General features: G+C 67.4%; 13 protein-coding genes. 6 read left to right on the top strand and 7 right to left on the bottom strand.

Annotated features, from left to right (window positions below):
- Positions 1-136: 136 nt before the first annotated feature.
- Positions 137-1,429, bottom strand: a complete 1,293-nt coding sequence (locus WS68_RS00330) for an MFS transporter (RefSeq protein ID WP_059568920.1) — start codon at positions 1,427-1,429, stop codon at positions 137-139.
- 438 nt (positions 1,430-1,867) lie between these two features.
- Positions 1,868-2,896 (bottom strand): zinc-dependent alcohol dehydrogenase family protein, encoded by a 1,029-nt coding sequence (locus WS68_RS00335; protein ID WP_059568921.1) that lies wholly within the window; start codon positions 2,894-2,896, stop codon positions 1,868-1,870.
- Between the two features lie 126 nt (positions 2,897-3,022).
- Between WS68_RS00335 and WS68_RS29495 the strand changes: the two genes are divergently transcribed.
- Complete coding sequence (locus WS68_RS29495; protein WP_156429291.1) at positions 3,023-3,139, top strand: helix-turn-helix domain-containing protein; 117 nt, start codon at positions 3,023-3,025, stop codon at positions 3,137-3,139.
- A 163-nt stretch (positions 3,140-3,302) separates the two neighbouring features.
- On the opposite strand, the gene WS68_RS00340 is transcribed toward WS68_RS29495, so the two are convergent.
- From WS68_RS00340 to WS68_RS00355, 4 genes are all read right to left on the bottom strand, one after another.
- Positions 3,303-3,893, bottom strand: coding sequence for a class I SAM-dependent methyltransferase (locus WS68_RS00340; protein WP_059568922.1), 591 nt, complete (start codon positions 3,891-3,893; stop codon positions 3,303-3,305).
- Between the two features lie 483 nt (positions 3,894-4,376).
- Complete coding sequence (locus WS68_RS00345; protein ID WP_059568923.1) at positions 4,377-5,981, bottom strand: aldehyde dehydrogenase (NADP(+)); 1,605 nt, start codon at positions 5,979-5,981, stop codon at positions 4,377-4,379.
- Positions 5,982-6,065: 84 nt separating this feature from the next.
- Complete coding sequence (locus WS68_RS00350; protein WP_059568943.1) at positions 6,066-7,691, bottom strand: APC family permease; 1,626 nt, start codon at positions 7,689-7,691, stop codon at positions 6,066-6,068.
- A gap of 288 nt (positions 7,692-7,979) precedes the next feature.
- The gene (locus WS68_RS00355) at positions 7,980-8,900 is read right to left on the bottom strand and encodes a dihydrodipicolinate synthase family protein (protein ID WP_059568924.1); all 921 of its coding nucleotides are present in this window, start codon (positions 8,898-8,900) and stop codon (positions 7,980-7,982) included.
- A gap of 228 nt (positions 8,901-9,128) precedes the next feature.
- On the opposite strand from WS68_RS00355, the gene WS68_RS00360 reads away from it, so the two are divergent.
- From WS68_RS00360 to WS68_RS00380, 5 genes are all read left to right on the top strand, one after another.
- The gene (locus tag WS68_RS00360) at positions 9,129-10,061 is read left to right on the top strand and encodes a 4-hydroxyproline epimerase (protein ID WP_059568944.1); all 933 of its coding nucleotides are present in this window, start codon (positions 9,129-9,131) and stop codon (positions 10,059-10,061) included.
- On the top strand, positions 10,058-11,200 hold the full coding sequence (locus WS68_RS00365; protein WP_059568925.1) for an NAD(P)/FAD-dependent oxidoreductase: 1,143 nt from the start codon (positions 10,058-10,060) through the stop codon (positions 11,198-11,200). The genes WS68_RS00360 and WS68_RS00365 overlap by 4 nt, the downstream gene beginning before the upstream one ends.
- On the top strand, positions 11,197-11,430 hold the full coding sequence (locus WS68_RS00370) for a 2Fe-2S iron-sulfur cluster-binding protein (RefSeq protein ID WP_059568926.1): 234 nt from the start codon (positions 11,197-11,199) through the stop codon (positions 11,428-11,430). Before WS68_RS00365 ends, WS68_RS00370 begins: the two co-directional genes overlap by 4 nt.
- A complete protein-coding gene (locus WS68_RS00375; RefSeq protein WP_059568927.1) occupies positions 11,427-12,719 on the top strand; it encodes an NAD(P)/FAD-dependent oxidoreductase in 1,293 nt (430 codons plus the stop codon). The genes WS68_RS00370 and WS68_RS00375 overlap by 4 nt, the downstream gene beginning before the upstream one ends.
- 162 nt (positions 12,720-12,881) lie before the next feature.
- Complete coding sequence (locus WS68_RS00380) at positions 12,882-13,670, top strand: helix-turn-helix domain-containing protein (RefSeq protein ID WP_442857138.1); 789 nt, start codon at positions 12,882-12,884, stop codon at positions 13,668-13,670.
- A 94-nt stretch (positions 13,671-13,764) separates the two neighbouring features.
- Here WS68_RS00380 and WS68_RS00385 read toward each other — a convergent pair whose 3' ends face one another.
- Positions 13,765-14,037 carry a hypothetical protein gene (locus WS68_RS00385; protein WP_059568929.1) on the bottom strand — a complete coding sequence of 91 codons (273 nt, stop codon included), beginning with the start codon at positions 14,035-14,037 and terminating at the stop codon, positions 13,765-13,767.
- Positions 14,038-14,141: the final 104 nt, after the last annotated feature.

Consider the following 14,141-nt stretch of genomic DNA (forward strand, 5'->3'; position numbering starts at 1 on the left):
TTCCGGCGGGCGGCGCAACGGAATAAGCGGGCGCCGCGCGGCGCGGCTGGCCGGGGCCGAAACCGAAGATGGCGGCGTGAGCGGCGCGCGCGTGGCGCAGCGCCGGCGCGCAACCGCTTTCTGCCATTTCACGCGTCTATTGCGCGTCTTTCGCGAACAACACGGCCGCCGCGCCGAGCACGCAGATCGCCGCGACATACCACGCGGGCGCGATCGGATTCGACTTTATCAGCAGCGACACGATGACGGGCGTCAAGCCGCCGAACACCGCATACGAAACGTTGTACGAGAACGAGATGCCCGAGAACCGCACGACAGCCGGGAAACTCTTCACCATCACGAACGGCACCGCGCCGATCGTGCCGACGACAAAGCCCACGAGCGCATAGAACGGCACGAGCCGCGTTGCATCGGCCGCGAGCTGGCCGAACAGCGCGTAATAGCAGACGGCGAGCGCGAGACCGCCGATCGACAGCACCGCCTTCGCGCCGAACCGGTCGGCGAGCGAGCCCGCGATAACGCAGCCGGCCACCAGACACAGCGTCGCGACGCTGCTTGCGAACAGCGCATCCGCGGGCGCAATGTGAAACTGCTTTTGAATGAGCGTCGGCGTCATCAGAATCACGACGACGATCGCCGCGGACAGCATCCACGTCAGCAGCATCGACACGATCACCGCGCGGCCGTGATCGCGCAGCACCGCCTTCAGCGGAATCTCGGCCGCCAGCGATTTTCTGGCCTTCATCTCGGCGAACACCGGTGTTTCGTGCAGCCAGCGGCGCAGGTAGACGGAGAAGAGGCCGAACACGCCGCCGAGCAGGAACGGCACACGCCATGCGAACGCGCTGACTTCGGCGGGCGAGAAGTGGCGGTTGATGGCGGTGGCAACGAGCGAGCCGAGCAGGATGCCGGCGGTCAGGCCGGAAGTGAGCGTGCCGCACGCGTAGCCGATCCGCTGCGGCGGCACATGTTCGGAGACGAACACCCACGCGCCTGGCACTTCGCCGCCGACGGCCGCGCCTTGCAACAAGCGGAACAACAGCAGCGCGAGCGGCGCGGCCAGGCCGATGCTGTCGTAGGTCGGCAGCAGGCCCATCAGCAGTGTCGGCACCGACATTAGCAGCACGCTCAGCGTGAACATCCGCTTGCGGCCGACGAGATCGCCGAAGTGCGCCATCACGACGCCGCCGAGCGGCCGCGCGAGATAGCCTGCGGCGAAGATGCCGAACGTCTGCAACTGGCGCAGCCAATCGGGGATGTCGTGCGGAAAGAAGAGCTGGCCGATCGCGGGCGCGAAGAATACGAAGATGATGAAATCGTAGAATTCGAGTGCGCCGCCCAGTGCGGCGAGGCTGAGGGTTTTATAGTCGCTGCGCGTGAGGGCGCGCGGGGCGGCGCTCGAAACGGCACTCAGGTCGGATGCAGGCATGGTTGAGCGATCAGGTTCAAATGATTGTGTATCGTGCGGACCGGGGCCCGGCGGGTCTTGTCGTCAGACAGACAGTGCAACGCGCGGGATGGCGCACGGGACACGAACCGCGCGAGGCCAGATGGGCATCGCGCGGAGACGAACTGACGCAATGCCGGCGATTCTACAGGACGGCGGCGCGCGCGAATGCGGCGGTGCGGCAAACGCGGCGGGGCTGCGTACCTACCACTTCAATTCGTCATTGGACCCGGCGCTGGCGCAATAACAGCCGGCCAACATTGCGCCGGCGCACGAGCGCTAACGGAACGTCAACGCGCGGCGGGCAGCGCTGCGAACCCGCCGTCCGGATGCGCGGCGAACGCGGCCTGGACGCCGGTATTCTTGTCGTGCGGCGCAGGACGACACGGAGTCATATCACGGTGAGCAGGTCATCGCGGCTCACGCAATCGAAATAACAACTTTTCCGAATGGTCCGCGCTCAAGATGCCTGAACGCAGCACGCACCTCGTCGAACGAATAGACGTGCTCGATGACAGGTTTGATGCGTTGTCTGTCAAACGCTTCGCACATGGTTTCGAACGCACGCCGATGCCCGACAGAGATGCCTTGAACCGTTGCGCGCCGTAGCATCAACGCAAGGGCGGGAAGCGTGATGTTCGGACTTTCCAGGAACCCGATCTGCGCAATGCGCGCTGCCGGTGCGAGCGCCGCTACGGACTGTTCCAGGTTGGCTCCGCCAACGAGTTCCAGCACATGATGGACGCCATTTCCGTCAGTGAGCTTTTGCACTGCATCCGCCCAGTCCGGTGTTGCCTGCGTGTCGATCGTGGCGAAGGCGCCCAACGCTTTGACTCGCTCTAGTTTTTCCGCATGGCGCGATGTAACGATCGCTTTTGCGCCTAACGTCTGGGCAATTTGAAGTCCGAATAGCGCAACGCCTCCCGTGCCTTGCACGAGCACCGTTTGGTCAGGTTGTAGCCGACCCGTCTCGATCAGCGCGAACCAGGCGGTCAGCGCCGCGATCGGTAATGTAGATGCCTCGTTAGCATCCAGCGAAGCAGGGGCTTGCACGGCGGCCTGCTCATCGAGCGTTACATATTCGGCAAGCATTCCCGGAAGCAGACCGCCTAATGACAGGCCGTGCCGCATCATCGCGGGCGGCGGATCTCCATCAATCCATTGCGTCCAGAAATTCCCTAGAATCCGATCGCCTGTTTTGAATCGTGTAACCAGCGCCCCAGTGGCCACGACTTCGCCTGCCATATCGGACGTGGGAACGAATGGCATGGCTGGCCGATCAGGCAGCAAGTCACCGTCAACCACGAGCCTGTCGCGATAGTTGAGTGAAACGGCGCGAACCTTGATCAGCAACTCGTGTGGCCCCGGCTCCGGGATCGGCGCGTCGGCTTGTTCGAGGTGTGGCAGCCCGAAGGCTGGCAGTTGCCATTGCTTCATCGTCGTGTTCATGGACCGGCTCCACCGTTGAATGAGCGATCGATTTTATTGATGACAAAGACGATGATGTCGCGATATGTTTTCCACACATTTCCGACAATATTTCTCTAATAGAGTGGTTGCCAATCTGCATTTGCATTGCAAGGAATCTCTGCCTTTGTACCCGCCGTGGAAATGGGCAGCTTTACGGCGGCCGCGGAACGTATCCGGCTGTCAAAGCCGACGGCAGCGAAAGCGTTGCGCGGCTCGAATTAGCCCGACAGGCGCCTGAGTCGCGCAAACGGCAGCTGTTGGCCGACATCACCCGCATATTCCCCCGCGTGCCAACCCGCAAGCCACCTCCACCCTCAATCGCCCGCGATGGCCGCTTTCCCAGATTCGACCCAGCCCTCCCGGCATCAAGCCAAGGCAACATCCATTACCGCCGCCGTGCGACGAGCCGATGCACCCGCTTGCCGGAAGACCGGTTGACTGCTTCGGCATCGAACAGGAATTCGGCATCGCCAAGCCCCTCCCTGACCCGCGCCGCGTCGAACTTCGCGTAGAGGCGGCCAGCAGCATCTCGGGTGGAAACCGCTTCCGCGACTCGCCAGCTCAGATACAGCGTCCCCGCTGGCCTGAGCAGTTCGAACAGACGCGCGCAGGCCCCGGTAACCTCCTCCGGCGGCAAATGCATGAGCACGGTTTCGCACAGCACGTTGTCATACTTGTCTTCGCCGATGGCCTCCAGCGCGGGCAGCGCGGCGCGCTTGAAAACCAGCGACGGGAAAGCGTTCGCGGCTTGCGCCAGCAGCCCTTCGGCAGCGTCGTAGCCTACCGCGGGAAAGCCATGATCGTTTAGCCACGCGACGTCGCGGCCCGTGCCGCAACCGATGTCCGCCGTTTTGCCGCCTGGGGTGAAGTAGCGTTGCAGGAGTGCGTACATATCAGCCGGCGGGGGCTGGTCGCGCCACTCGGCCGCAAATCGGCTCGCGCCGCTCGAATAGGCTTCGATGGTCTGTTCGTCCATGGTCAATGCCTCCGATCAACAGGTGACGATGCCGGCACGGTACGCAATTGGATGCGGGATGGCGCGCTTGGCCGCGCGGCCGTGGTCATGGTGGTCGCCGCGTTGGGATACAGCAGTAATTTAGGCGCATGCCGCCTGGCGGGGAAGGCAAGTCGCTATCCCGGTATGGCTTATGACAGGTTTTGATTCGACCGTCGCGGCAGCCGTCGCAACTCAGGCCGTCGGCCGTGAGGAAACGCGTGCCGGTACCGGACCGGTTGGGCATTGACAGGCTCCGCCTGCCTGTTTGCCGCGATCGCGTGCATACGGGCAGCCGGCAGCCGCGGTGCGAATCGCAGGCGTTGTGCTGCTCCGGCGTGATGGCATGGGCGATGACGCGTGCATGCGCGCCGGACGGCCCGTGATGTTCGAGCGTGCGCCGCCCGAGCGCGCATGCCGCCGGGCGTGGCGATAATCTTTGACGGCTCAGCCGGTATCACGCACCTAACTAGCCTCGTTCGCTTCCCGCATCGGCCGCGGCTCGACAGCGCCGTCGAGCCGGCGCGGCACGTTCAGCGGATTGCCGTCGCGCAGCGCGTCGGGCAGCAGCGCATCCGGCACGTTCTGATACGAAACGGGGCGCAGGAAGCGCTCGATCGCACGTGCGCCGACCGACGTCGTGCGCACGTCCGATGTCGCCGGGAACGGGCCGCCGTGCACCATCGCATGGCCGACCTCGACGCCCGTGCCGAAGCCGTCGACGAGGATGCGCCCCGCCTTGCGTTCGAGCGTTGGCCGCAATGCGCGGAACAGCGGCGCGTCGCCGTCGCCGAGATGCGCGGCGATCGTCAGTTGGCCTTCGAGTGACCGCAGCGTGCGATGCAGCGTGTCGAGATCTGCGCAGCGGACGATCAACGACGCCGGGCCGAATACTTCGTCGCGCAGTTCGGCGTGCGACGCGAACGCCTGCGCCGACGTCGCGAACAGCGCCGCGCGCGCCTGATGCCGGCCCCCCGCGATGCCTTCGCCAAGCTGTTCGAGCGCATCGTGCGATGCCAGCCGCGCGACGCCTTCGGCGTAGTTCGCGTGAATGTGCGGCGTCAGCATCGTCGCGGGCGCGATGGCGGCAACCGCACGGGCCGCCGTGCGCTCGAACGCGCGCAGCGCCGGGCCGTCGATGCCGAGCACGAGGCCGGGATTCGTGCAGAACTGGCCCGCGCCGAGCGTCAGCGATGCAACGAACTGTTGCGCGATCGCGTCGTGCCGCGCGGCGAGCGCGCCCGGCAGCAGCAGCACCGGATTGATCGCGCTCATTTCCGCATAGACGGGGATCGGCTCGCCGCGCGCCGCCGCGATGTGCATCAGCGCGAGGCCGCCGCGCCGCGAGCCGGTGAAGCCGACCGCCTTGATGCGCGGATCGGCGACGAGCGCCTGGCCGATCTCGTAGGATGCGTTGAACAGCAGCGAGAACACGCCGTCGGGCATCCCGGATTCGCGCGCGGCCGCCTGGATCGCACGGCCGACCAGCTCCGACGTGCCCGGATGCGCGCCATGCGCTTTGACGATCACCGGGCAGCCGGCCGCGAGCGCGGATGCGGTGTCGCCGCCCGCGACCGAGAACGCGAGCGGAAAATTCGATGCGCCGAACACCGCAACCGGCCCGATAGCGATATTGCGCAGGCGCAAATCGGCGCGCGGCTGAGGCTGGCGTTCGGGGCGTGCGGGATCGATCCTCACGTCGAGAAAGCCGCCGTTGCGCACGAGCTGCGCGAATAGCGCGAGTTGACCGACCGTGCGCGCGCGTTCGCCTTCGAGACGCGCGCGCGCCAGCCCCGTTTCGGCGGCGCAGCGCTCGATCAGGGCGTCGCCGAGCGCGACGATCTGGCGGCCGATCGCATCGAGGAACGCCGCGCGGGATTCGAGCGGCGTTTCGCGATAGACGTCGAATGCATCGTCGGCAAGCGCGCAAGCGTGGTCCAGATCGCGCAGGCTCGCGCCGCCGAATGCGGGCTCGATCGGTTCGCCAGTGGCGGCATCGATGGCGCGAAACGAGCCGTTGCGTCCGGGCGCCGCGGATTGACCGATCAAAAGCTGGCCTGTGAGTCGCATGGTTTTCCTCGAAAAAGGGCGGGCCGGGTATCGTCTGCCCGGCCATCAAACAGAAAACGTTGAATCGGCAGGGCGCGCCGCGTATCAGTGCTCGTCGTCGTCGAGCTGCAACTTCGCGCGCGGCACGCCGGTATGCGCCCCCCAGTAATAGATGACGAGCGCGATCGCCGCGACGGCGCCCGTGTCGTAAGGATGCGCGAGACGGCCGGTGCCGCCGAAGCCGCCGAAATACGACACCGCGATCATCAGTGCGTAGAACGCGATCAGCCACAGCGACGAGCGCACCTGCCCGGCCAGGCTCAAGTGCTGGGTGGGCACCCAGCGGCGGCACGCAAGGTAGATCGCATACATCGCGATCTGCAGGCCGAGCAGCCACGACACCGTGCTCCAGCCCGACCAGTAGACGATCAGCGCGGCAATCACGAACGACGCCGGGCCGGTGAGCGCGAACGCGCTCGCGCGGAACGGCCGTGGTAGATCCGGCGCGGTGCGGCGCAGCGCGGCGACCGATACCGGCGCGACCGCATAGCTCAGCACGAGCGCGGCCGATACGGTGTTGATCAGCGCTTCCCATGACGGGAACGGCAGCGTCCAGAAGATCGCGAGGCCGAACGTGAGCCACAGCCCGGCGCGCGGAATGCCGGAGGCTTCGTCGACGCGCGTGAAGACCTGGAAGAACGTGCCCGTCTTCGCCCAGCCGTAGACCACGCGCGGCGTCGCGTTCATATAGATGTTGCCGCAGCCGGACGGCGAGATCATCGCATCGGCGACGACCATGTACGCGAGCCAGCCGACGCCGAGCGCAAGCGCGATATCGCGGTACGGCAGCGAGAACGCGTGGCTCACGCCGCGCCAACCGAGCGCGAGTGCCGCGGCCGGGATGCTGCCGAGAAACGCGAGCTGCAGCAGCACGTAGATCAGCGTCGACAGCACGATCGACAGAATTAGCGCGACCGGAATCGTGCGCTGCGGGTTGCGCACCTCGCTCGCGACCGACACGATCGGCGTGAGCCCGAGATACGCGAAGATAATGCCGCCCGCCGACACCGCCATCTCGACGCCTTGCAGGCCGAACGGCGCGAAGCCGTGCGCGGTCAGATTCGCGGGCCGGAAGAACGTGAACAGCACCGCGATCACCGATAGCGGCACGATGAACTTGAAGATGCTGATCACGTTGTTCGCTTTCGCGAACGTCTTCACGCTCGAATAGTTCAGATAGAAGAAGAAACAGAGCAGCGCGGCCTGCACGAGCCAGCCGAGTGTCGTCGGGTTGCTCGATCCTTCGGCGGTGAGCCCCGCAAACCACGCGGCCGCATACTGGCGCGCCGCGACGACTTCGATCGCGATCAGGCTGGAAAACGCGATCAGCGTGATCGCGCCCATCAGGTAGCCAAGCAGCGGGCCGTGCGAGAACACCGGATAGCGAACCACGCCGCCCGCGCGCGGCAACGCGGCGCCCAGCTCGCAGTAGACAATGCCGAGCAGCAGCACCGCGAAGCCGCCGATCAGCCATGACAGGATGCCCGCCGGCCCCGCGATCGTCGATACGTGGCTCGCGGCGAACAGCCATCCCGATCCGAAGATCGCGCCCAGCCCGATGAACGTGAGATCGGTCAGCGAAAGCTGCTTCTTGAACTGGCCTCGGCTCGCGCCGGACGGCGCGGCATGGGAAAGTGGTACGGACGGGCGTGCGTTGCCTTGGCTTGGCATGGGCTTGTCTCCTGATCTCTTCGTTTTGATGCCGTTTTGATGCGCGCGGTGGCTGCCGTGGGCGCGCGCCGGCTGGCGGACGAATCGGCGAGCGGGCGCGTGCTGACGGGATGCCGGCGCGGGCGGAAAACGCGCGGTTGCGCTCGTGCGGCGGCCGCGCGCGGCGGTTCGCGCCGGCTCGCCGTCGAGCGGTTCACCGCCTCGGGCAAACCCGGCCGCGGCGCGCCATCGCATGCGGATGACTTCGCGCGGCAATGGACAGGCGGCCTCGCAACCGGCGCCCGCCGCTCAAAGACCGACGTCCGGCAGCGCCGGGCGATTCGCGAGCGCCTGCGCGACGACCGCCTTTACCTCGTCGAGCGTTTGGCCTTGCAGCGCGAGGCGCGGCGGGCGTGTGAGCGCGCTGCCGCGGCCCACCAGCTCTTCACACAGTTTGATGCACTGAACGAGATCCGGCCGCGCATCGAGGTGCAGCAGCGGCATGAACCACCGGTACAGCGCGAGCGCCTCCTCGAAGCGTTTCTGCTTGGCGAGGCGAAACAGCGTCTCGCCTTCTTTCGGAAACGCGTTCGACATCCCCGATACCCAGCCTTGCGCGCCGAGCGCAATGCTTTCGAGCACCACGTCGTCGAGCCCCGCGAACAGCACGAAGCGATCGCCGAGCGCGTTGCGCAGATCGATGAAGCGGCGCGTGTCGCCCGACGAATCCTTGAAGCAGACGATGTTGTCGCAATCCTGAAGCGCGATCAGCACGTCGGGCGTCACGTCGTTCTTGTAGACGGGCGGGTTGTTGTAGACCATCACCGGCAAATCGGTGCTTGCCGCGACCGCGCGAAAGTGCGCGGCCGTCTCGCGCGGGGTGGCCGAGTAGACGAGCGCGGGCATCACCATCACGCCGTCGACGCCGGCGCGCGCCGCCTCGCGCACCGTGTCGCATGCGAACTGCGTCGTGAATTCGGCGATGCCGGCGATCACCGGCACCTTGCCGCCCGCGGCATCGCGCGCCGCTTCGATCACCGCGCGTTTTTCCGACGTATTGAGCGACGTGTTCTCGCCGACCGTGCCGCAGACGACGAGGCCCGACACGCCGTCGTTCACCAGGTTTTGCACGACGTGGTGCGTCGCGTCGACGTCCAGGGAAAAGTCCGGCTTGAACTGAGTGCTGACGGCGGGGAACACCCCGCTCCATTGAATGGCGTGACCGCTCACTGAAAATCTCCTGCGTTCGAATGGAATGGCCGACGCAAACCGTCGGTGCGGCACCCAGTATTGCCGTCGAAAAGCCGTGGCGCTTGAGGCTTTTCCAACCGTGAAAGGATGAAATCGGCACAGCCGCCCGATTGTGCCGATTTCGTCGCGCGCATCATCGAAAACCCACAAGCGGCCGGACGTCCGACGCGGGAAGCTATGCACCTTTCCACCTCGAATCGACGCAATATGAAGCGCATCCACATCATCGATTCGCATACGGGCGGCGAGCCCACACGCGTTGTCGTAGACGGTTTTCCGGCGCTGGGCGACGCTTCGATGGCCGAGCGTCTCGCGACGCTTGCGCGCGAGCACGACCGCTACCGCACCGCGTGCATCGTCGAGCCGCGCGGCAGCGACGTGCTGGTCGGCGCGCTGTTGTGCGAGCCGGTTTCGGCCAGCGCCGCAGCGGGCGTGATTTTCTTCAATAACGCCGGCTATCTCGGCATGTGCGGGCACGGGACGATCGGCGTCGTGCGCACGCTGCATCATCTGGGCCGTATCGCGCCGGGCGTGCACCGGATCGAGACGCCCGTGGGCGACGTCGACGCGACGCTGCACGACGATCTGTCGGTCAGCGTGCGCAACGTGCGCGCGTATCGGTACCGGCAGGGCGTCGTGGTCGACGTGCCGGGGCACGGCGCGGTGACGGGCGATATCGCATGGGGCGGCAACTGGTTTTTCCTCGTCAGCGATCACGGCCAGCGCGTCGCGGCAGACAACGTCGCGGCGCTGAGCGCCTACGCGTCGGCGCTGCGCGCGAGCCTGGAGCGCGCGGGCGTGAGCGGTGAGGGTGGCGCGCAAATCGATCACATCGAGCTGTTTGCCGACGATCCCGAGTACGACAGCCGCAGCTTCGTGCTATGCCCGGGTCTCGCTTACGACCGCTCGCCGTGCGGCACCGGCACGAGCGCGAAGCTCGCGTGCCTGGCTGCGGACGGCCAGCTTGCGCCGGGCGCGACATGGCGGCAGGCGAGCGTGATCGGCAGCGTGTTCTCGGCGAGCTACGCGCCCGCCGAAGGCGGCGTCGTGCCGACGATCCGCGGCCGCGCGCACCTGAGCGCCGAGGCGACGCTCGTGATCGAGGATGACGATCCATTCGGCTGGGGCATCGTTTCGTGAGCGTCGCGCGTGATTCGGAGGCCGACGTCGTGGTGATCGGCGCGGGCATCGTCGGCGCCGCGTGCGCGCACGAATTTGCGCTGCGCGGGCTGCGCACGCTGGTCGTCGATGACGGCCGGGGCGGCGCGACCGGCGCGGGGATGGGCCACCTCGTCGCGATGGACGGCAGCGCCGCCGAACTGGCGCTCGCGCATTACTCGATCGGGCTGTGGAACGCGCTGCGCGATGCGATGCCCGACGCATGCGCATACCGCAATTGCGGCACGCTGTGGCTCGCGGCCGATGCGCACGAGATGGACCTCGCGCGCGCGAAGCAAGCCACGCTCGCCGAGCACGGCGTGGCGGGCGAGCTGATCGGACGCGCCGCGCTCGGCGCGCTCGAGCCGATGCTGCGCGCGGATCTCGGCGGCGCGCTGAGGATTGCCGGCGACGGCATCCTGTACGCGCCCGCCGCCGCGCAATGGCTGCTGTCCCGGTTGCCGGGCGTGACGGTGCGTCGCGCGAAGGCGGTGGCCGTCGATGGTCCGAGCGTGACGCTCGACGGCGGCCGCACGCTGCGCGCGGCGCACGTCGTCGTCGCGAATGGCGTTGCGGCGCGCGAACTGTTGCCCGAGCTGCCGCTAATGCCGAAGAAGGGGCATCTGGTGATCACCGACCGCTACCCGGCGCGGGTGTCGCATCAACTCGTCGAGCTGGGCTATGCGGCGAGCGCGCACGCGAGCGGCGGCACGTCGGTCGCATTCAATGTGCAGCCCAGGCCCACCGGCCAGTTGTTGATCGGCTCGTCGCGGCAGTTCGGCACCGACGAGCCGGGCGTCGAGATGCCCGTGCTCAGGCGGATGCTGCGCCGCGCGATCCATTATTTGCCCGCGCTCGCCGATTTCAATGGCATCCGCGCATGGACCGGCTTTCGCTCGGCCAGCCCCGATGGCCTGCCGCTGCTCGGCGAGCATCCGTCACAGCCCGGCCTGTGGCTCGCGCTCGGCCACGAGGGGCTCGGCGTGACCACCGCGCCTGGCAGCGCGCGCGTGCTGGCCGCGAGGATGTTCGGCGAGCGCGCGGCGATCGACGCCGAGCCGTTTTTGCCGGGGCGTTTCTTGCCGGCGCCAGGCGTCGCGGCAAGTGGAGCGTTGCAATGATCATTTATCTGGACCGCCGCGCGCTGGCCGTGACCGACGGCATGACCGTCGCGGCCGCGATTGCGCTGAGCGGCGACGATACGGCCCGCACATCCTGCGGCGGCACCGCGCGCGCGCCTTTTTGCGGGATGGGGATTTGCCACGAATGCCGGGTGACGGTCGATGGGCGGCGCATGCTCGCATGCCAGACACTTTGCCGCGAAGGCATGCAGGTGGAGCGAACGAGATGATGAACGAACATCGCAGCGTCGACGTCGCGATTATCGGCGCGGGGCCAGCGGGGCTGGCTGCGGCGCGGGCTGCCGTGCGCGGCGGCCGGACGGTCGCGGTCATCGACGACAATCCGCGCGCGGGCGGGCAGATCTGGCGGCAAGGGCCGGCGGTCGTGCCACCGGCGCCGGCCGCCGCTGCGTTCGGCGTGCTGAGTGAGCCGGGCGTGCGCTATTTCGCGCTCACGCGCGTCGTCGCCGCGCCTCGGCCCGGCGCGCTGTTGCTGGAGGACGCGCAGCGCGCGCTGCTGCTCGACTATCGAGCGCTGATTCTGTGCTGCGGCGCGCGCGAACTGCTGCTGCCGTTTCCCGGCTGGACGCTGCCAGGCGTGACGGGCGCGGGCGGCTTGCAGGCACTGATCAAGGGCGGCTTGCCAGTGCGGGGCGAGCGCGTCGTGATCGCGGGCAGCGGGCCGTTGCTGATCGCATCGCTCGCAACGGCGCGGGCGGCGGGCGCGCAGGTCGTCGCGCTCGTCGAACAGGCGCCGCGCGCCGCGCTTGCGCGCTTTGTGCTGTCGCTCGCGGCGGCGCCGGCGAAGCTGGTGCAGGCCGTGCATTTGTCACGCGGTTTCGTCGGCACGCGCTACCTGACGGGCAGCGTCGTAGGCGCCGCACATGGCGGCGCTCGCGTGCGCGCGGTCACGATCGAGCGCGGCGGTGCGCGCGAAACGCTCGATTGCGACCGGCTCGCATGCGGCTTCGGCCTGGTGCCGAATGTCGCGCTCGCGCGCGCGCTCGGCTGCGAGGTGCGCGATGGCGCGATCGCGACGCACGGCGCGCAGCGCACGTCGGTCGAGCGTATTTATGCGGCGGGCGAATGTACGGGAGTGGGCGGCGTCGAGCTTGCGCGGATCGAAGGGGAACTGGCCGGGCTTGCCGCGAGCGGCGCGGATGCGACGCCCGCTGGCCGCCGGCGGGCCGCCGCGCTGCTGCGCCGCCGCGATGCGTGGCGGCGCTTCGCGGCCCGTGTCGCCGATACGTTTGCGCTTGGCGCTGCCGCCCGCGCGCTGCCGCCCGACGACACGCTGCTGTGCCGCTGCGAGGACGTGACGATCGGCGCGGTGCGCGCGCATGCATCGGCGCGTGACGCGAAGCTGATTACGCGCTGCGCGATGGGCGCGTGCCAGGGGCGGGTGTGCGGCGCGGCAGCGCACGCGTATTTCGGCTGGGACGAGGCGGCGCCGCGCGAGCCGTTCTCGCCGGCGCGGATCGGCAGCCTGGCTTGCGATGACGCCCGCGCCGAAGCTTGACGCCGAGCGGCTGCATTGCGTGGGACTGCCGTGCGCGGCCCGAAGCGGGCCGCGCCCTGAAGCGGCAGCTTCGGTCGCCGCTTCATCGCTGCTGTGACGGCTCCTATAATCGACGCCATCCGTGTTCCGATACACGAGTCTTCCATGATGACCTTGCTTGCCATGCCGCCTGCAACCTCGTCCGCCCTCCGGCCGGACGACACATCGGACCATACGAGCGACGGCGGCTTCGCTGCGCTGCTTGCGCACTTCACTCAGCTCGAACCGGTGTTCGATGCGCTTCCCGACGTCGCGTTCTTCGTCAAGGACGCGCATGCGCGCTATGCGCTGGTGAACCGCACGCTCGCGCAACGCTGCGGCTACAAGGACAAACGCGCGTTATACGGCAAGACCGCCGCCGAAGTCTTTCCGATCCGCTTCGGGCGCAGCTATGCGGAGCAGGACCGCGTGATCATCGGCGGCGGCCGGCCGCTTGCCGACCAGCTCGAATTGCATCTGTACGCGGGCCGCGAACCTGGCTGGTGCCTGACCTGCAAGGAGCCGCTGCGCGATGCGTGCGGGCGCATCGTCGGCATCGCCGGGCTGTCGCGCGACCTGCGCGCGCACGAGAGTTCGCACCCGGCCTACAGCCGCATCGCCGACGTGGTGCGCCATATCCACGAGCATTACGCGCAGCCGCCAAACCTCAAGCATCTCGCGCAAATGGCGGGGATGTCGGTCGCGCAGCTCGAACGCTATTTCCACAAGGTATTTCATCTGACGCCGCGGCAGATGCTGCTGAAAGCGCGCCTCGATGCCGCGACAGCGTTTCTCGTCACGCACGACAAGGTCACGGACGTCGCGGCGCTATGCGGCTATACCGATCACAGCGCGTTCACGCGGCAATTCAAGGCAACGGTAGGCGTCACGCCGACCGAGTATCGACTCGCGTTGCGGGAGGGTGGCACGTAGGCGGGCACACTTGCACCGCGCGCTGGGCTTCGGGCCGGCGTGCGCGACGAGGTGGGGATTCGGGTTCGAGGGGCGGAACCGCAGGCCGGAAAAATCAACGGTAGCCGAGGCCTTTGAGCACGGCCGTGCCGTTTTCCGTCAGACGAAAGGCCGGCGACGAATCGGCATCGGAGCTGATTCGTTCGACGAGACCAGCTTCCTGCAGCGCAGGCAGCTCAGGTTTGGCGTTTGCGCCGATGGGCGCATGCAGCATGATCAGCAGCGTCGCGATTTCGTGATGGCTCAGCAGGCGGCGCAGCATCGTTTTCGATTTGGCGGGGGGCGCGGCGGTTTGGCCCGCGGCAGACGTATCGTCGACAGGGGTCATTCCATTCTCCTATGCGGACATTGGGACGGATGGTGCCGTGGCTTTCTTAAGCGATGCTTAAAGCGTTCGTGAAAGGGCGGGGCGGACGGCTTGCGCCTGCGTCA

Origin of the sequence: Burkholderia sp. TSV86 (genome assembly GCF_001522865.1) — a bacterium.
In the GTDB taxonomy this organism is placed as follows: Bacteria; Pseudomonadota; Gammaproteobacteria; order Burkholderiales; family Burkholderiaceae; genus Burkholderia.